Source organism: Legionella sp. PC997 (assembly GCF_014109825.1).
Classification (GTDB): domain Bacteria; phylum Pseudomonadota; class Gammaproteobacteria; order Legionellales; family Legionellaceae; genus Legionella.
Genome location: NZ_CP059576.1, coordinates 3,182,240 through 3,202,500 on the forward strand (window position 1 = coordinate 3,182,240; position 20,261 = coordinate 3,202,500).

Here is a 20,261-nt window from a genome sequence, read left to right on the forward strand (position 1 = left end):
TCACCCTAACATTTAGTCATCAAGGCTTATCTGAACATCAACCCCAGCAGCCAGATCTAACTTCATCAACGCATCAACTGTTTTTTCAGTTGGATGAACGATAACGACCAGACGTTTGTGAGTACGTAATTCATATTGATCTCGAGCATCTTTATTAACATGCGGTGAAGTCAATACAGTAAATTTTTCCTTACGGACTGGCAATGGTATTGGCCCACGAACTTGTGCGCCAGTACGTTTTGCAGTCTCTACAATTTCTCGAGTTGATAAGTCAATCAACCGATGATCAAAGGATTTTAATCTTATTTTAATGTTTTGATTGCTACTCATTGTAATTACTCGATAATTTTAGCGACAACACCGGCGCCAACAGTACGGCCACCTTCCCGAATTGCGAAACGTAAACCTTCGTCCATCGCAATAGGTGCATGCAGGTTAATCGTCAATTGTACGTTATCACCTGGCATTACCATTTCTACTCCAGATGGCAAGTCACATGTACCTGTCACGTCTGTTGTTCTGAAATAAAACTGTGGTCTGTATCCATTAAAAAATGGAGTATGACGTCCACCTTCTTCTTTAGACAACACATATACTTCAGCTTCAAATTTTGTATGAGGCTTAATTGTTCCTGGCTTCGCTAATACTTGGCCACGCTCAACTTCATCTCGCTTGGTTCCACGTAACAATACACCTACGTTATCTCCAGCTCGACCCTCATCCAACAACTTACGAAACATCTCAACACCTGTGCAAGTGGTTTTTTGAGTATCACGGATTCCCACAATCTCAATCTCTTCACCCACTTTCACTATTCCACTCTCTACACGGCCTGTTACTACTGTTCCGCGTCCAGAAATAGAAAATACGTCTTCAATCGGTAACAAAAAGGCTTTATCAATGTTACGTACTGGCTCCGGTATGTAAGAGTCCATCGTCTCAACCAATTTCTCAATTGCTTTAACACCAATATCGCTCTCATCACCTTCCAACGCTTTCAGCGCAGAACCAACAACAATTGGAATATCATCGCCAGGGAAATCGTAACTGCTTAACAAGTCACGTACTTCCATTTCTACCAACTCTAATAACTCAGGATCATCAACCATGTCGGCTTTGTTCATGAACACAACAATGTAAGGAACACCAACTTGGCGTGATAACAAAATGTGCTCTCTAGTTTGTGGCATTGGACCATCAGCTGCTGATACTACAAGTATCGCTCCGTCCATTTGGGCCGCTCCAGTAATCATGTTCTTAACATAGTCAGCATGTCCTGGGCAATCAACGTGTGCATAGTGTCTGTTTGCTGATTCGTATTCTACGTGTGCTGTAGATATCGTAATACCACGCTCGCGTTCTTCGGGGGCCGCATCAATCTGATCATATGCTTTCGCCGTGCCACCAAACTTCTTCGCCATAATTGTGGTAATAGCCGCAGTTAATGTCGTCTTACCGTGGTCTACGTGACCAATCGTGCCAACATTTACGTGTGGCTTCTTACGCTCAAATTTTTCCTTCGCCATTTCAATAACCTCGTTAACTTTATTGTTTCTTAATAATTGCTTCAGCAATGTTATTTGGTGCTTCCGCGTACTTACTAAATTCCATTGTGTATGTTGCTCTTCCTTGCGTCGCAGAACGTAAATCGGTTGAATAACCAAACATCTCTGCTAATGGAACTTCAGCCCGAACAATTTTACCTGCTGGTGAATCTTCCATTCCTTGAACCAGACCGCGACGTCTGTTAAGGTCACCCATAACATCCCCCATGTAATCCTCAGGGGTTACGACTTCAACGCTCATTATAGGTTCAAGCAATACAGGTTTAGCTTTTAATGCACCTTGCTTGAAGCATTGTGAACCTGCGATTTTAAATGCCATCTCACTAGAATCCACTTCGTGGAATGAACCGTCAAACAACGTGACTTTAACATCCACTACTGGATATCCAGCAATAACGCCATTTTGCATCTGCTCTTGAACACCTTTATCAACAGCAGGTATGTATTCTTTAGGAATAACACCACCAACAATTGCGTTGATAAACTCATAACCTTTTCCAGGCTCTTGAGGTTCAATTTTCAGCCAAACGTGACCGTACTGTCCACGCCCACCTGATTGTCTTACAAACTTGCCTTCTTGCTCCACAGGTTGTTTCAATGTTTCGCGATAGGCAACTTGAGGCTTACCAACATTAGCTTCCACATTAAACTCTCGTTTCATGCGGTCAACAATAATTTCTAGATGAAGCTCACCCATACCTTCAATAATCGTTTGTCCAGATTCTTCGTCAGTATGAACTCTGAATGAAGGATCTTCTTGAGCCAACTTACCAAGGGCAATACCCATTTTTTCTTGATCGGCCTTAGTTTTTGGTTCTACAGCGACAGCAATTACAGGATCGGGAAAATCCATTCTTTCTAATATGACAACACTTTCAGTATCACATAAAGTATCACCAGTCATTACTGTTTTCAGTCCTACAGCTGCAGCAATATCACCAGCTCTTACTTCTTTGATTTCTTCACGTGAATTAGCATGCATCTGGAGTAAACGACCTATACGCTCTCTTTTGGCTTTAACTGAGTTATAAACAGTGTCACCACTTTTTAGAACACCAGAGTAAGTTCTAAAATAAGTTAAAGTACCAACGAATGGGTCAGTTGCGATTTTAAACGCCAAAGCAGAAAAAGGAGCATCATAACTTGTTTTACGAGAAGCTGGCTCACCATCTTCATCAACGCCTTGAACGTCAGGAATATCAGTTGGAGAAGGTAAATACTCAATTACTCCATCTAGTACTGCTTGTACACCTTTATTTTTAAAGGCTGAACCACAAAACACAGGGACAATTTGGTTGCTAATAGTCAATTGACGTAGCGCTTTCTTAATCTCTGCTTCAGTGAAATCTTGACCCTCAAGATACTTCTCCATGAGTTCTTCATTTGCTTCTGCAGCTGCTTCTACGAGTAGAGCACGGTATTCTTCACATTGTTCTTTGAGATCTGCAGGAACTTCTTTATATTGGAAAGTCATCCCTTTGTTTTCTTCATCCCAATGAATTGCTTTCATCTTAATAAGGTCAATAACACCTTTAAATTCTTCTTCAGCACCAATGGGTAATTGAACAACGACAGGATTTGAACCAAGTCTTTGCTTAATTTGGCTTACCACACGAAGGAAGTTTGCACCCATTCTATCCATCTTGTTGACGAACACAATTCGTGGTACACCATATTTATTTGCTTGGCGCCAAACTGTTTCAGACTGTGGTTCCACTCCAGATACTGAATCGAACACCACAACAGCACCATCGAGCACACGCAAAGACCGCTCGACTTCAATCATGAAGTCCACATGTCCTGGTGTATCAATGATATTAATACGATGTGGCTCGAACTGTTTGTCCATGCCAGACCAGTAGCACGTTGTTGCTGCTGAGGTAATGGTAATGCCGCGCTCTTGCTCCTGAACCATCCAGTCCATAGTTGCTGCACCGTCATGAACTTCACCAATTTTATGAGACATACCAGTATAGTACAGGACACGCTCTGTTGTTGTTGTTTTACCAGCATCAACGTGCGCTGCAATACCTATGTTTCTATATAACTTCAATGGAGTAGACACGGGATTACCTCTCTATTAGTTCCATCTAAAATGTGCAAATGCCTGGTTAGCTTTTGCCATCTTATGTGTATCTTCGCGTTTCTTCACTGCAGAACCTTTACTTTCGTAAGCATCCATAAGTTCTCCAGCCAAACGTAGCATCATACCCTTTTCACCACGAGTACGTGCTGCCTGTACAATCCAGCGCATTCCTAAGGCAATGCTTCTGTCCGTTCTCACTTCAACAGGGACTTGATATGTAGCGCCACCAACTCGGCGTGAACGAACTTCAACGCTTGGGCGTACATTATCTAAAGCATTTTCAAAATAACGAAGAACAGTTGCAGAACCAGTTGAACCTGATTCGCTTTCATCTTCATCTGTTTTTTTAAGTTTCTTTACGCGCTCTTCCATAACGGATAAAGCACCATAAATAATTTTTTCAGCAGTAGACTTCTTACCACTAACCATTAATACGTTGATAAATTTCGCTAATAACTCACTATGATGTTTAGGATCTGGCAAAATTTCTCTTTTGGGGACTTCTCTTCTTCTAGGCATTTCGATTTCCTACAATCAGTTATTTTTTATCTTTTGGTTTTTTAGTACCGTATTTTGAACGACCTTGTTTACGATCATTAACACCTGAGGTATCTAAGCTACCTCTTACAGTGTGATAACGCACACCAGGTAAATCTTTAACACGACCACCTCTAATTAGAACAACTGAGTGTTCCTGAAGGTTATGGCCTTCTCCACCAATGTATGATGAAACTTCAAATCCATTAGTTAACCGTACACGAGCAACCTTACGCATAGCTGAGTTAGGTTTTTTAGGTGTAGTAGTGTAAACGCGTGTACATACACCGCGTCTTTGTGGACATGATTCCAGTGCAGGCACGTTACTTTTCTTTTTTACGTCCACACGAGGCTTTCTTACTAACTGATTAATAGTAGCCATTTATACTTAACTCCGATCTGTCTCTTTTGATTATTTCGAATGCATAAGGAGGCCGGATTCTATATAGCTACGGCAGATTTGTCAAGTTTAATCTGCCGTTTTTCGAATCCGAACTAGTGTTCTTGATTGTCTGCGTTTAATGCTTCACTTAACGCATGCTCAACATCACTTGCAGTGACGGTATGCACTGGGTGCTCACCGGCTGCAGCCTTAGCTCTTTTTGCCTTACGGCTTTGATGGTATGCATAACCTGTTCCTGCAGGGATCAAGCGACCTACCATAACATTTTCTTTTAAACCACGTAAATCATCAACTTTACCACTTACAGCAGCTTCAGTTAAAACTCTTGTTGTTTCTTGGAACGAAGCAGCAGAAATAAATGACTCAGTTGCCAAAGAAGCCTTGGTAATACCTAACAATATAGGAGTACCTCGGGCTGGTTGTTTATCTTCAGCAATAAGCTTGTCATTTTCCTGCAACAAGACGCTTTCTTCAACTTGTTCACCGGCCAAGAATTTAGAATCCCCAGCAAAAGTAATAACTCTTTTACGTAGCATTTGTCGTACGATTACTTCGATGTGTTTATCATTAATTTTTACACCTTGTAAACGATATACGTCTTGAACTTCATTTACAATGTAATTCGCTAATGCACCAACGCCAAGTAAGCGCAATATATCATGAGGATTGAGCGCACCTTCAGCAATAATTTCACCGCGTTCAACATGCTCCCCTTCAAAGACAGAAATATGTCTCCATTTAGGTATCAATTCTTCATGACATTGATCTTCAGAAACATTAATAAGTAATCTTCTCTTACCTTTTGTTTCCTTACCAAAGCTAACCATTCCTGAAACTTCAGCCATAACAGCTGAATCTTTAGGTTTACGCGCTTCGAATAAATCAGCTACTCTAGGCAGACCCCCGGTAATATCGCGAGTTTTAGAACGTTCTTGAGGAATACGTGCTATGACGTCTCCTATACCTACGTGACCACCATCTTCGAAATTAACAATCGCATCTACTGGCAGATAGTATTGAGCAGGAACGTTGGTACCAGCAAGATAAATATCTTCCCCGTTTTCAGCGACGAGTTTTACCATCGGGCGTAAATCACGACCAGCTGCACTACGTTGTTTCGCATCGATAACTACGATGTTACTCAAGCCTGTTAGCTCATCTGTTTGTCGGTTCATGGTGATGCCTTCAACCAAATCAACAAATTTCAGATATCCTGTTACCTCTGAAATAACTGGGTGAGTATGGGGATCCCAAGTAGCAATAACTTGCCCAGCTTCTACAGGTGAATTGTCATGAACTGAAATTACAGCGCCGTATGGCAACTTGTAACGTTCACGTTCACGCCCGAACTCATCAACAATGGTTACCTCACCGGAGCGAGATACAGCCACCAAGTTTTTGTTTTCGTGAGTAACTGTTTTTATGTTATGTAAACGAATAACCCCTTTCGTTTTAATCTGAATATTATTCGCTGCAGTCGCTCTAGAAGCAGCACCTCCAATATGGAAAGTACGCATTGTTAACTGGGTGCCGGGCTCTCCAATTGACTGAGCAGCTATAATACCTACAGCTTCACCTGTATTAACGAGATGGCCTCGGGCCAAATCACGGCCATAGCACTTAGCACACAATCCAAAACGGGTTTGGCAGGTAATCGGTGAGCGAACCATAATTTGATCCACACCTTGCTTTTCGAGTTTTTCAACCCATTCTTCATCCAATAAGGTACCCGCAGTAACAACAGGTTCACTTTGGTTAGGAATATAAACATCGGCAGCAACTACTCGTCCTAAAACGCGCTCATGTAACGGCTCAACGATATCCCCACCTTCAATCAGAGGTTGCATTAAAATACCAGTATCAACACCGCAATCATCTTCAGTAATCACTACGTCTTGAGCTACATCCACCAAACGTCGTGTCAAATAACCCGAGTTAGCAGTTTTTAACGCTGTATCTGCCAAACCTTTTCTAGCTCCGTGAGTCGAAATGAAATACTGGAATACATTCAGACCTTCGCGGAAGTTAGCTGTAATTGGCGTTTCAATAATAGATCCATCAGGGGCAGCCATCAATCCGCGCATACCTGCTAGCTGTCTTATTTGCGCTGCGGAACCCCGCGCTCCTGAATCAGCCATCATAAAGATTGGATTGAAGGATTCTTGTCGAACTTTATTCCCTTTGGCATCAATTGTTTCTTCTGTTGCTATTTTACTCATCATCGATTTAGCAACTAATTCGTTAGTTCTGGACCAAATATCGATTACTTTATTGTAACGTTCGCCATTGGTTACCAAACCAGATCGGAATTGTGATTCGATTTCACGAACTTCGTTATCTGCATGATCAATAATGCTGGCTTTGTCATCAGGTATTTCCATATCTTCAATACCAATTGATACACCAGAACGAGTTGCATACTTAAAGCCTGTGTACATAAGCTTATCAGCAAAAATAACCGTTTCCTTCAAACCAAAATTTCTATAGCAGGTATCTATGACTTTGGAAATGACTTTCTTGGTCATCGTACGGTTTATCTGAGCAAAGGTCATACCCTTAGGTAGCACCTCAGCAAGAATTGCTCGGCCAACAGTTGTTTCTACCAAATGGTGACCTTCACTATCTTCTTTTGGCATGCGGATTTTAATTTTAGCATGAATATCAAGGTGACCTGACTCATAAAAGTTTTGTGCTTCTTGGGCACTAACAAAAATCTTCCCTTCACCTAAGGCATTAACTTTTTCACGAGTTAAGTAATATAAGCCTAATACAACATCCTGGCTAGGAACAATAATTGGCTCACCACTCGCAGGTGATAAGATGTTGTTTGTAGACATCATTAATGAGCGAGCTTCCAATTGTGCCTCTAAAGTCAAGGGCACATGCACCGCCATTTGGTCACCGTCAAAGTCAGCGTTGTATGCAGTACATACTAATGGATGAAGTTGTATCGCTTTACCCTCAATAAGTACGGGTTCGAAGGCCTGTATACCTAATCTATGGAGAGTAGGAGCACGGTTTAGCAGGATAGGATGTTCACGAATTACATCATCCAATATATCCCAGACCACAGACTCTTCACGCTCTACCATTTTTTTGGCTGCTTTAATTGTTGTAGCTAAGCCTCTGAATTCAAGTTTACTGAATATGAATGGTTTAAATAACTCAAGAGCCATTTTCTTAGGGAGACCGCACTGATGCAGTTTCAAAGTCGGACCAACCACAATTACAGAACGACCTGAATAATCCACACGTTTACCTAACAGGTTTTGACGGAAACGACCTTGCTTTCCTTTAATCATATCAGCTAGCGATTTAAGGGGGCGCTTGTTGGTGCCCGTAATTGCACGGCCACGACGTCCATTATCGAGCAAAGCATCAACTGATTCCTGTAACATCCTCTTTTCATTACGAACAATAATATCGGGTGCGTTAAGATCCAAAAGACGTTTCAAACGGTTGTTTCGGTTAATGACACGTCGATATAAATCATTCAAATCAGATGTAGCAAAACGGCCACCATCTAAAGGTACCAATGGTCTTAAATCAGGTGGTAGCACAGGGAGGACATCCATAATCATCCACTCTGGCTTATTCCCAGACTCATAAAAAGCTTCAAGTAATTTTAATCTTTTGGTAATTTTTTTAATTTTGGTTTCAGAGCTGGTAGTTGGTAACTCTTCACGCAAATTCTTGATTTCATCTTCAAGATCAACTTGGCGGAGCAAATCACGAATAGCTTCGGCACCCATACGTGCATCAAACTCGTCACCATATTGTTCCATTGCATCAAGATACACTTCATCATTCAGCAATTGACCACGTTCCAACTCAGTCATTCCTGGGTCAACAACAACAAACGCTTCAAAATAAAGAACACGCTCAATATCTCGCAAAGTCATATCCAGTAGTAAACCTATTCTGGAAGGTAACGACTTCAAAAACCAAATATGTGCAACTGGGCTTGCGAGCTCAATATGTCCCATACGCTCACGACGCACTTTTGCAAGCGCAAGCTCAACACCGCACTTTTCACAAATAACACCGCGATGTTTAAGACGCTTGTATTTTCCACATAAGCATTCGTAATCTTTTACTGGGCCAAAAGTTTTAGCACAAAACAACCCATCGCGTTCAGGTTTAAAGGTACGATAATTTATTGTTTCTGGTTTTTTTACTTCACCATATGACCATGAACGAATTAGCTCAGGAGAAGCCAACGCAATCTTAATTGCGTCGAACTCTTCACTTTGTCCCTGTTGCTTTAGGATGCCAAGCAAATCGCTCATCACAGGAGCTTTTCTCATTGGCTCATTCATTGGATCGTCGTTTAGAGTACTCAAGTCTATGCCTCCAAAAATTTGTTAATCAGTATGTATCGCTGAAAAAGTTAATCGTGTTCGAGTTCGATATCTATGCCCAATGCACGAATTTCTTTCAACAATACGTTGAAAGACTCAGGCATTCCTGGGTCCATACGATGATCGCCATCGACAATATTTTTGTAGATCTTTGTTCTACCTCCAACGTCATCTGATTTCACAGTCAACATTTCCTGTAATGTATAAGCTGCACCATAAGCTTCGAGAGCCCAAACCTCCATCTCCCCAAAGCGTTGTCCACCAAACTGTGCTTTACCACCTAATGGTTGTTGCGTTACTAGGCTGTATGAGCCAGTTGAGCGAGCATGCATCTTATCATCAACTAAATGATTTAGTTTTAACATATACATGTAACCGACAGTTACCGGGTTATCAAATTTGCTTCCAGTTCGTCCGTCAGTCAAATAGGTTTTACCATCAGAAGACAAATCCGCCAGTTGCAGCATGCGTTTTATTTCTTCTTCAGAAGCACCATCAAAAACAGGTGTCGCCATAGGTACACCAGCACGTAGATTATCTGCCAATCTAAATATTTCTTCATCATTCAGACAATCTAAATGTACACGTTGTACGTCATCATGGTTGTATATCTTATTCAAGAACGACTTGATTTCAGCCGCATTTTGTTTTGTATCAAGCATCTGAGCAATTTTATTACCTAAGCCTTTTGCAGCTAAACCAAGGTGGGTTTCGAGTACTTGTCCGATATTCATACGTGATGGCACGCCTAGCGGATTAAGAACGATGTCTACTGCTGTTCCATCTTCCATATGCGGCATGTCTTCAACAGGAACTACGATGGAGATTACCCCTTTGTTACCGTGACGACCTGCCATCTTATCGCCTGGTTGAATACGTCTTTTCACAGCAAGATACACTTTAACAATTTTTAACACGCCAGGAGCCAGATCATCACCTTGAATGATTTTCTTACGACTGTCGTTAAAACGCTTTTCCATTTCTTTAGACAACATTTCAAGTTGCTTTGAAAGCTGTTCTAATTGCTGGCTCGTTACATCGTTTTCAAGACGGATATCAAACCATTTATCTCTACCTATCTTATCAAGGTATTCTTGGTTTATTTTAGATCCTGGTTTCAGGTTTCCTGGGCCACCTGTTGCTACTTTATCGAGAACAATATTTGCTACGCGATGGTAGATATCTTCTTCACGAATACGTCGCTCATCAACTAAGTCTTTACGGACTCGCGCCAAATGTTCTTCCTCGATGCTTTTCGCACGGGCATCTTTTTCTAAGCCATCACGCGTAAATACTTGCACGTCAATGACAGTACCATTCATTCCTGATGGAACACGAAGTGAGGAATCCTTAACATCAGAAGCCTTTTCACCAAAGATTGCTCTTAGTAGCTTCTCTTCAGGTGTTAATTGTGTTTCGCCCTTAGGAGTAACTTTTCCAACAAGAATATCGCCGGCTTTAACTTCAGCACCGATGTACACTACACCTGATTCATCCAAGTTAGAAAGAGCAGATTCACCTACATTAGGAATATCTGCAGTAATCTCTTCTGTACCTAATTTAGTATCACGGGCAATACACGTTAATTCTTCTATATGAATTGTGGTGAATCGATCATCTTGTACGATACGCTCGGATATAAGAATAGAGTCCTCGAAGTTATATCCATTCCATGGCATAAAAGCGACCAACAAGTTCTGACCTAAAGCCAGTTCGCCCATATCAGTACATGGACCATCGGCCAATATATCGCCTCTTTGGATGATATCACCTGTATTGACTATTGGACGTTGGTTAATACATGTATCCTGATTTGAGCGGAAGTATTTAGTCAGGTTATAAATATCAACGCCGGTTTCACCCGCGGTAGTCTCATCGTCATTAACACGGACCACAATACGAGATGCATCAACAAGATCAATTATCCCACCTCGTTTTGCTACTACTGAAACTCCCGAATCAGACGCTACAATACGCTCCATCCCAGTACCTACTAAAGGTTTTTCTGAGCGCAGGGTAGGCACTGCTTGTCGTTGCATGTTTGAACCCATTAAAGCACGGTTCGCGTCATCATGTTCTAGGAATGGAATCAAAGAAGCTGCCACAGACACAATCTGCTTCGGCGAAATATCCATGTAGTTGATATTATCGGGCGTAGTCAATGAAAATTCATTTTGATGTCTGCAAGGAACAAGATCAGCCAGTATGTTACCTTCTTTATCAAGAGCAACGCTTGATTGAGCGATGTATTGATCCACTTCTTCAATAGCTGAGAGATATTCAATATCATCAGTAACACGGCCATTAATTACTTTACGACATGGAGTTTCAATAAATCCATAATCATTTGTTCTAGCATATACAGACAGGGAGTTAATCAACCCAATGTTTGGACCTTCAGGAGTTTCAATAGGACATACTCTACCATAATGTGTAGTATGTACGTCACGTACCTCAAACCCTGCACGTTCACGTGTTAAACCACCTGGGCCTAGTGCAGAAACGCGTCGTTTGTGGGTAACACCGGATAATGGATTAACTTGATCCATAAATTGTGACAGCTGACTGGAACCGAAAAATTCTTTAATTGCTGCGGAAACAGGTTTTGCATTAATCAAGTCCTGCGGCATCAGATTTTCTGACTCAACCAAACTTAAACGTTCTTTAACGGCTCTTTCAACACGCACAAGACCCACTCTAAATTGATTTTCAGTCATTTCCCCGACACTACGAACCCTTCGGTTACCTAGATGGTCAATATCATCAACCATTCCAATACCGTTTCTTATGTCGATAAGTGTTTTGATAACTGACAGAATATCTTCTTTGGTCAAAGTGCCCGGACCGTCATCATTTTTTCTACCAACGCGTCGATTAAATTTCATTCTTCCGACTGCAGATAAGTCATACCGCTCATCGACAAAAAATAGATTTTTAAATAAAGCTTCGGCAGCCTCTTTAGTTGGTGGCTCGCCTGGACGCATCATACGGTAAATTTCAACAAGCGCCTCTAATTGACTTGAAGTAGGATCAATTTTAACTGTATCTGATATATATGAACCATGATCCAAATCATTGGTGTAAATCATATCAAATTCATGGAGTCCGTTAGAAGCCATTGCATCGAGCAACTCATCTGTAACCTCATCATTTGCTTGAGCAATAAACTCTCCGGTAGAGGTATCAATGATATTTCTGGCTAAAGTTTTACCTATTAGATAATCACGAGGCACAATCAGATCTTTCATCTGACTTTTTTCCATTAATTTGATATGACGTGCTGTAATTCTTCTACCTTGTTCAACAATTAATTCCCCTGTTTCAGGGACATGAATATCAAAAGAAGCTATTTCCCCGCGTAAACGTTGAGGGATAAGATCAATATGATATTCGCCATTTTTAAGATGGCAGCTGGTCATTTCAAAAAATTCGCTCAGAATATCTTCTGTTTCGTATCCTAAAGCTCTTAAAAGAATACTAACCGGTAGTTTACGTCGTCTATCAATACGAACATAAACACAATCTTTTGGATCAAATTCAAAATCTAACCAGGAACCACGGTAGGGTATAATACGCGCGGAATATAACAACTTACCTGAAGAATGGGTTTTACCTTTATCGTGCTCAAATATCACACCAGGAGAACGATGTAACTGAGAAACTACTACCCGTTCAGTACCATTTACTACGAACGTGCCTACATCTGTCATTAAAGGTATTTCACCCATAAAAACGTCTTGTTCTCTAATATCCTTAATTGGCTTAGGTTCTTCGCTTGCGTCTTTATCCAGAACAACAAGTCTTATTTTAACCCTCAATGGTGCAGAATATGTTAGACCTCTTAATTTGCATTCACGAACATCGAATGCTGGTTCACCTAACTTATAACCAACATATTCTAATCGTGCATTGCCTGAAAAGCTTTCAATCGGAAATACAGAAGAAAATGCAGCATGCAATCCTGTATTAAAGTGTTCATTTGACTTGCTATCAGCCTGAAGGAAATCCCTGTAAGATTTGAGTTGAATTTCAAGCAGATTTGGTATTGCCATTTTATCGGCCTGCGTACCAAAGCTTTTGCGAAATCGTTTTTTCTCAGCATGCGAATATTGAGGTTTAGCTTCTGCAACGGCCATGGTGTTTCCTCTGTAAATTATTGATGACTTCAAACACGTAAACCCAGCCATGAAACCATGGCTGGGTTCTATCTCACTGATATAGCTTTATTATTTAACTTCTACTGAAGCACCAGCTTCTTCAAGTTCTTTCTTGATGTTAGCAGCTTCGTCTTTAGATACAGCTTCTTTAATTGTTGAAGGAGCACCTTCTACTAAATCTTTAGCTTCTTTCAAGCCAAGACCTGTAATACCACGAACTGCTTTAATAACGTTTACTTTGTTAGCACCAAAACTGGTCATAACAACATTAAACTCAGTTTGTTCTTCAGCAGCGGCAGCAGCAGCAGCTGGAGCAGCAACTGCAACAGCAGCAGCGGCAGCAGAAACGTTAAATTTCTCTTCCATTGCTTCGATTAACTCAACAACTTCCATAACAGACATGTTTGCTATGGTTTCTAAAATATCATTTTTTGACACAGCCATTACTAGCTCCTGATTTAAAATTAATTTAATGATTAAATGTGACTTAACCTGCTTTTTTATCTTTTACCGCTGCTAAGGTTCTTACTAATTTAGCATGAGGCTCAGCAAGAGTTCTGACAAATTTCTCAACGGGCGCTTTCATCACGTACATTAACTTGGCGATTGCTTCATCACGAGTCGGTAAGCTAGCAACAGCATCAATTTGATCTGCCCTGTATACTTTTCCGCCTACTGATAATGCTCTAACTTCAAGTTTGTCGCATGTCTTAGTGAATTCTTTAAGTAGCCTTGCTGCATCACTAGGTGCTTCTAGTGATAAAGCAATGAATAACGGGCCGACAAGCAAGTCATTCAAGCACTCAAATTCAGTGTTTTTAAAGGCTCTTCTTGTCAAAGTATTTCTTACAACTCGAAGATAAACACCAGATTTACGTGCTTCACTACGTAAGTGCGTCATTTGATTAACAGTTAAACCACGATAATCAGCAACTACTGCCGAAATAGCCTTTGAGGCGACCGCAGTCACTTCTTCAACAACAGCTTTTTTTGCAGCTAAATTTAATGTCACGTTACTGACCTCCTAATTATACAAATCACAAGGATTTGCCAGTTATGGTGGCCGCCTCTTTCATTATGTTGGAGCCGGTTCACCGTCTGCGCAGGAAATTAAGCGTTAGCACCTGCGGTCTTCGACGGCATGGAACCAAATCTATGCCGTGAATTCCTAAAAATGGGTGGTTATATTACACAGGTATTGATGAAATATCAATAGCTATTCCAGGACCCATAGTTGTAGATAAAGATATTTTCTTTAAATATTGACCTTTAGATGAAGAAGGCTTCGCCTTTTTTAGATCATTAATTAAAGCAACTATATTTTCGATAATGTCTTCAGCCGCAAAATCTACTTTACCGACAGTACAATGGATAATACCGTTTTTGTCAGTTCTGTAACGTACTTGACCTGATTTAGCATCTTTAACTGCAGCCTCAACGTTTGTAGTAACGGTTCCAACTTTTGGATTTGGCATTAAGCCTCTTGGGCCTAAAATCTGGCCTAATTGGCCGACGATACGCATAGCATCTGGTGTTGCAATAACAACATCGAAATCCATTGCGCCACCTTTAATCTTTTCAGCAAGATCTTCAAATCCAACGATATCAGCACCAGCATCTTTTGCTTTGGTTGCGTTGTCACCTTGTGCAAAAACGGCAACACGCACAACTTTACCAGTACCTTTAGGTAAGTTAGTTGATGAACGAACTACTTGATCTGATTTACGAGGATCAACACCCAAGTTAACACTAATATCTAAACTTTCACGAAATTTAGCTGAAGCAAATTGTTTCAAAAGATTAATTGCTTCACTAGCGCTATATAAATGATTTGTCTTGATTGTCTCTAAAATCTTTTTTTGTTTCTTCGATACTCTTGGCATGGCATCCCCCTTACTCTAAGCCTTCAACGTCAATACCCATACTGCGAGCAGTACCTGCAATACTTCTAACCGCTGCTGCTAAGCTGGCTGCAGTTAAATCAGGTTCTTTAATCTTCGCAATTTCTTCAAGTTGTTTGACGTTAAGTTTGGCCACTTTTTTAGTGTTAGGCGTACCACTTCCACTTTGAATACCCGCAGCCTTTTTCAGAAGAACTGAAGCCGGTGGTGTCTTAGTAATAAAGGTAAAACTACGATCACTATAAACAGTGATTACAACTGGTGTCGGTAACCCTTGTTCCATTTGTTGTGTTGCAGCGTTAAAGGCTTTACAAAATTCCATAATGTTAACACCACGTTGACCCAAAGCTGGACCTACTGGTGGACTTGGATTAGCTTTACCTGCTGGAATTTGCAACTTTATATATGCTTCTACTTTTTTTGCCATCTTTACTCCTTATGGGTCATACGCTAGTTTTTTTAAAAAAGGATGAATATACTTTTTTAATTTCTAGCTCCCCTTTTTACACAAAATAGCCCTGGATAACTCTTATCTAAACTTGATGTTTATTAAGGGTTATCCAGGGCACCTTAGCGAACTAAGTTTTCTCTACTTGACTAAATTCAAGTTCAACTGGAGTAGAACGTCCAAAAATCAGTACGGCTACTCTTAATCTGTTTTTCTCATAATTGACTTCCTCTACTACACCATTGAAGTCAACAAATGGACCTTCTTTAACTCGAACCACTTCGCCTGGTTCGAATAGAATCTTCGGTCTTGGTTTAGTAACACCATCTTCAACACGTTGCATAATCGCCTGAGCTTCTTTATCAGTAATAGGTGTAGGAGTCTGACTGGTCCCACCAATAAAACCTAGTACTCTTGGGATTGCTCTTATCATATGCCATGTCTGATCTTCCATAACCATGTTTACTAACACATAGCCAGGAAAAAACTTACGAGTGCTTTTGCGTTTTTGACCTGAACGCATTTCAACAACTTCTTCTGAGGGCACAACAACTTCACCAATTTTATCTTCCAAATTATGGTGTTGTGCACGAGATTTAATTTCGCGCATGACGAAATTCTCGTAACCTGAATAGGCATGTACAACGTACCATTGTTTCGATTTGTGTTCTTCCACCGAATTCACCCTAAATGCGTTATTTTAGCAATTGCCCACATCATCGCTGAATCGACGCCCCAGAGTATAAATCCGGTTACGGCAACCATAACAATAACAATCGTTGTTGTCTGTATCGTTTCTTGGCGGGTTGGCCAAACGACCTTTAACAATTCAACTTTTGATTCTTGAGCAAATTTAAATACTTGTTTACCTACAGAAGTCAGGTAGGCAAGAAATAATGTCAGCAACAACCATGCAAGCCATATTATTGACTGAATGGGACCTGAAAAAGTATAGTGATATGTACAAAAAAAAGCTGCTGCAGTTATAAGAACTACAGACATCCATGAAAGTATATTTTTAGTAGTACTTTGATTTTCGTTCGAACTTTTCATATTCACTTGTAAGTTGGCAGGCCAGGAGGGAATCGAACCCCCAACCTGCGGTTTTGGAGACCGCCACTCTGCCAATTGAGCTACTGGCCTAAATTAATTGGCATGAATCAGATATTCATGCCAACACAATTTAACTTTATTACTCGATAATTTTCGCAACAACACCGGCGCCAACAGTACGGCCACCTTCCCGAATTGCGAAACGTAAACCTTCATCCATCGCAATAGGTGCATGCAGGTTAATCGTCAATTGTACGTTATCACCTGGCATTACCATTTCTACTCCAGATGGCAAGTCACATGTACCTGTCACGTCTGTTGTTCTGAAATAAAACTGTGGTCTGTATCCATTGAAAAATGGAGTATGACGTCCACCTTCTTCTTTAGACAACACATATACTTCAGCTTCAAATTTTGTATGAGGCTTAATTGTTCCTGGCTTCGCTAATACTTGGCCGCGCTCAACTTCATCTCGCTTGGTTCCACGTAACAATACACCTACGTTATCTCCAGCTCGACCCTCATCCAACAACTTACGGAACATCTCAACACCTGTGCAAGTGGTTTTTTGAGTATCACGGATTCCCACAATCTCAATCTCTTCACCCACTTTCACTATTCCACTCTCTACACGGCCTGTTACTACTGTTCCGCGTCCAGAAATAGAAAATACGTCTTCAATCGGTAACAAAAAGGCTTTATCAATGTTACGTACTGGCTCCGGTATGTAAGAGTCCATCGTCTCAACCAATTTCTCAATTGCTTTAACACCAATATCGCTCTCATCACCTTCCAACGCTTTCAGCGCAGAACCAACAACAATTGGAATATCATCGCCAGGGAAATCGTAACTGCTTAACAAGTCACGTACTTCCATTTCTACCAACTCTAATAACTCAGGATCATCAACCATGTCGGCTTTGTTCATGAACACAACAATGTAAGGAACACCAACTTGGCGTGATAACAAAATGTGCTCTCTAGTTTGTGGCATTGGACCATCAGCTGCTGATACTACAAGTATCGCTCCGTCCATTTGGGCCGCTCCAGTAATCATGTTCTTAACATAGTCAGCATGTCCTGGGCAATCAACGTGTGCATAGTGTCTGTTTGCTGATTCGTATTCTACGTGTGCTGTAGATATCGTAATACCACGCTCGCGTTCTTCGGGGGCCGCATCAATCTGATCATATGCTTTCGCCGTGCCACCAAACTTCTTCGCCATAATTGTGGTAATAGCCGCAGTTAATGTCGTCTTACCGTGGTCTACGTGACCAATCGTGCCAACATTTACGTGTGGCTTCTTACGCTCAAATTTTTCCTTCGCCATTGGAAAGTCTCCCCATTTGCTAAATTGACATTATGGTGCCCACAACTGGACTCGAACCAACGACCTCTTCCTTACCAAGGAAGTGCTCTACCGCCTGAGCTATGTGGGCTTATATTAGCTTGCAGATTCATACGAACAAGCAAATATTTCTATTTTCTAATATTTTGGAGCGGGTGATGGGAATCGAACCCACGCTATCAGCTTGGAAGGCTGAAGTTCTACCATTGAACTACACCCGCTTATCCTTCTTTTTAACTGGTGGAGGGGGAAGGATTCGAACCTTCGAAGGCAGAGCCGTCAGATTTACAGTCTGATCCCTTTGACCGCTCGGGAACCCCTCCAAAAAGAACGCTATTGTCTTTTAAGATGAATAGAATGTCAACATTTTGTTAACGGCCAACCTATTTATGATGGTGCTGGCACCAGGAATCGAACCCGGGACCTACTGATTACAAGTCAGTTGCTCTACCAACTGAGCTACGCCAGCATATTCGCTTTTTCCTGCTCTTGCAGGATTTAGTGATAATTTCTCTGACTATCACTTAAATAAAACCCTGGCGATGACCTACTTTCACATGAGGAAACCTCACACTATCATTGGCGCGGTCTCGTTTCACTTCTGAGTTCGAGATGGGATCAGGTGGTTCCAAGACGCTATGGTCGCCAGGAAAACTGTTTTTGCATAATGGGGGCTATTATACCCGAATTATGCTTTAGGTAAATAAAGAGGTGCACATTTTTTTTGTAAGTGAGGTCAAAAACCTCACTTTGATACCTTTAAACTTGTATCTGGAGCTAAGAAATGAAGTAGCTCAGATTATATGGTCAAGACAATCAGCCAATTAGTACAAGTTAGCTTCACACATTACTGCGCTTCCACACCTTGCCTATCAACGTTGTAGTCTTCAACGGGCTTCAAGGGAAAACTCATCTTGAGGGAGGCTTCCCGCTTAGATGCTTTCAGCGGTTATCCCGTCCGAACTTAGCTACCCGGCAATGCCACTGGCGTGACAACCGGTACACCAGAGGTTCGTCCACTCCGGTCCTCTCGTACTAGGAGCAGCTCCTCTCAATTTTCCTACGCCCACGGCAGATAGGGACCGAACTGTCTCACGACGTTCTAAACCCAGCTCGCGTACCACTTTAAATGGCGAACAGCCATACCCTTGGGACCTGCTTCAGCCCCAGGATGTGATGAGCCGACATCGAGGTGCCAAACACCGCCGTCGATATGAACTCTTGGGCGGTATCAGCCTGTTATCCCCGGAGTACCTTTTATCCGTTGAGCGATGGCCCTTCCATACAGAACCACCGGATCACTAAGACCTACTTTCGTACCTGCTCGAGCCGTCGCTCTCGCAGTCAAGCACCCTTATGCCTTTACACTCTTGGTACGATGTCCGACCGTACCGAGGGTACCTTTGTGCTCCTCCGTTACTCTTTGGGAGGAGACCGCCCCAGTCAAACTACCCATCATACACTGTCCTCATCCCGGATTACGGGACCAAGTTAGAACCTCAATAACAACAGGGTGGTATTTCAAGGTCGGCTCCATGAGGACTAGCGTCCTCACTTCAAAGCCTCCCACCTATCCTACACAGTTATCATCAAAGTCCAGTGCAAAACTATAGTAAAGGTTCACGGGGTCTTTCCGTCTAGCCGCGGGTACACTGCATCTTCACAGCGATTTCAATTTCACTGAGTCTCGGGTGGAGACAGTGTGGCCATCGTTACGCCATTCGTGCAGGTCGGAACTTACCCGACAAGGAATTTCGCTACCTTAGGACCGTTATAGTTACGGCCGCCGTTTACCGGGGCTTCGATCAAGAGCTTCTCCGAAGATAACCCCATCAATTAACCTTCCGGCACCGGGCAGGCGTCACACCCTATACGTCTTCTTACGAATTTGCAGAGTGCTGTGTTTTTAATAAACAGTCGCAGCCACCTGGTCTCTGCGGCCCTCTTCAGCTTTGAAAGTAAATTCCATCACCAAAAAGGGCGTACCTTCTCCCGAAGTTACGGTACCATTTTGCCTAGTTCCTTCACCCGAGTTCTCTCAAGCGCCTTAGTATTCTCTACCTGTCCACCTGTGTCGGTTTGCGGTACGGTTTTCTATAAGTTATGGCTAGCAGCTTTTCCTGGAAGCCGGGCATCAATGACTTCGCTGTACACCGAAGTGTCAGCACCATGTCGCATCTCAGAGTTGATAGTAAACCGGATTTGCCTAGTCTACCCTCCTACATGCACATACCAGGACAACCAACGCCTGGCTCATCTAGCCTTCTTCGTCCCCACATCACCACTTATAAAAAGTCCAGGAATATTAACCTGGTTCCCATCGACTACGCTTTTCAGCCTCGCCTTAGGGGCCGACTCACCCTGCTCCGATTAACGTCGTGCAGGAAACCTGGGACTTCCGG

14 protein-coding genes, 5 tRNA genes and 2 rRNA genes (1 of these 21 cut by a window edge) are annotated in these 20,261 nt (G+C 41.9%); all 21 read right to left on the reverse strand.

Going from position 1 to position 20,261, the window contains the following annotated elements:
- Window positions 1-12: 12 nt before the first annotated feature.
- Complete coding sequence (gene rpsJ / locus HBNCFIEN_RS13935; RefSeq protein WP_010654833.1) at window positions 13-330, reverse strand: 30S ribosomal protein S10; 318 nt, start codon at window positions 328-330, stop codon at window positions 13-15.
- 5 nt (window positions 331-335) lie between these two features.
- A complete protein-coding gene (tuf, locus tag HBNCFIEN_RS13940; protein WP_182391666.1) occupies window positions 336-1,526 on the reverse strand; it encodes an elongation factor Tu in 1,191 nt (396 codons plus the stop codon).
- A 19-nt stretch (window positions 1,527-1,545) separates the two neighbouring features.
- Window positions 1,546-3,630: an elongation factor G gene (gene fusA / locus HBNCFIEN_RS13945; protein WP_182391667.1), complete on the reverse strand. Its 2,085-nt coding sequence runs from the start codon at window positions 3,628-3,630 to the stop codon at window positions 1,546-1,548.
- Between the two features lie 15 nt (window positions 3,631-3,645).
- Entirely contained in the window at window positions 3,646-4,170 is a 525-nt protein-coding gene (rpsG, locus tag HBNCFIEN_RS13950; protein ID WP_182391668.1) for a 30S ribosomal protein S7, read from the reverse strand.
- Window positions 4,171-4,189: 19 nt separating this feature from the next.
- Window positions 4,190-4,570: a 30S ribosomal protein S12 gene (gene rpsL, locus HBNCFIEN_RS13955; protein WP_010654837.1), complete on the reverse strand. Its 381-nt coding sequence runs from the start codon at window positions 4,568-4,570 to the stop codon at window positions 4,190-4,192.
- 113 nt (window positions 4,571-4,683) lie between these two features.
- Window positions 4,684-8,880 carry a DNA-directed RNA polymerase subunit beta' gene (gene rpoC, locus HBNCFIEN_RS13960; protein WP_182393710.1) on the reverse strand — a complete coding sequence of 1,399 codons (4,197 nt, stop codon included), beginning with the start codon at window positions 8,878-8,880 and terminating at the stop codon, window positions 4,684-4,686.
- A gap of 101 nt (window positions 8,881-8,981) precedes the next feature.
- Entirely contained in the window at window positions 8,982-13,088 is a 4,107-nt protein-coding gene (rpoB, locus tag HBNCFIEN_RS13965) for a DNA-directed RNA polymerase subunit beta (protein ID WP_182391669.1), read from the reverse strand.
- Window positions 13,089-13,178: 90 nt separating this feature from the next.
- The gene (rplL, locus tag HBNCFIEN_RS13970; protein WP_182391670.1) at window positions 13,179-13,553 is read right to left on the reverse strand and encodes a 50S ribosomal protein L7/L12; all 375 of its coding nucleotides are present in this window, start codon (window positions 13,551-13,553) and stop codon (window positions 13,179-13,181) included.
- Window positions 13,554-13,596: 43 nt separating this feature from the next.
- A complete protein-coding gene (rplJ, locus tag HBNCFIEN_RS13975) occupies window positions 13,597-14,121 on the reverse strand; it encodes a 50S ribosomal protein L10 (protein ID WP_182391671.1) in 525 nt (174 codons plus the stop codon).
- Between the two features lie 175 nt (window positions 14,122-14,296).
- A complete protein-coding gene (gene rplA / locus HBNCFIEN_RS13980; protein ID WP_182391672.1) occupies window positions 14,297-14,992 on the reverse strand; it encodes a 50S ribosomal protein L1 in 696 nt (231 codons plus the stop codon).
- A gap of 10 nt (window positions 14,993-15,002) precedes the next feature.
- Window positions 15,003-15,437 carry a 50S ribosomal protein L11 gene (gene rplK / locus HBNCFIEN_RS13985; protein WP_010654844.1) on the reverse strand — a complete coding sequence of 145 codons (435 nt, stop codon included), beginning with the start codon at window positions 15,435-15,437 and terminating at the stop codon, window positions 15,003-15,005.
- A gap of 151 nt (window positions 15,438-15,588) precedes the next feature.
- Window positions 15,589-16,068, reverse strand: coding sequence for a transcription termination/antitermination protein NusG (nusG, locus tag HBNCFIEN_RS13990; RefSeq protein WP_304599274.1), 480 nt, complete (start codon window positions 16,066-16,068; stop codon window positions 15,589-15,591).
- A gap of 71 nt (window positions 16,069-16,139) precedes the next feature.
- A complete protein-coding gene (secE, locus tag HBNCFIEN_RS13995) occupies window positions 16,140-16,511 on the reverse strand; it encodes a preprotein translocase subunit SecE (protein WP_182391673.1) in 372 nt (123 codons plus the stop codon).
- A 14-nt stretch (window positions 16,512-16,525) separates the two neighbouring features.
- A tRNA-Trp gene (locus HBNCFIEN_RS14000) sits at window positions 16,526-16,601 on the reverse strand.
- A gap of 49 nt (window positions 16,602-16,650) precedes the next feature.
- Window positions 16,651-17,841, reverse strand: a complete 1,191-nt coding sequence (tuf, locus tag HBNCFIEN_RS14005) for an elongation factor Tu (protein ID WP_182391666.1) — start codon at window positions 17,839-17,841, stop codon at window positions 16,651-16,653.
- 33 nt (window positions 17,842-17,874) lie between these two features.
- Window positions 17,875-17,950, reverse strand: a tRNA-Thr gene (locus tag HBNCFIEN_RS14010).
- A gap of 56 nt (window positions 17,951-18,006) precedes the next feature.
- Window positions 18,007-18,080: transfer RNA gene (locus HBNCFIEN_RS14015), tRNA-Gly, on the reverse strand.
- 17 nt (window positions 18,081-18,097) lie between these two features.
- Window positions 18,098-18,182 (reverse strand) — tRNA-Tyr (locus tag HBNCFIEN_RS14020).
- Between the two features lie 70 nt (window positions 18,183-18,252).
- Window positions 18,253-18,328: transfer RNA gene (locus HBNCFIEN_RS14025), tRNA-Thr, on the reverse strand.
- Between the two features lie 65 nt (window positions 18,329-18,393).
- Window positions 18,394-18,509 (reverse strand): 5S ribosomal RNA (gene rrf / locus HBNCFIEN_RS14030).
- Between the two features lie 153 nt (window positions 18,510-18,662).
- Window positions 18,663-20,261, reverse strand: a 23S ribosomal RNA gene (locus HBNCFIEN_RS14035) (it continues 1,298 nt past the right edge of the window).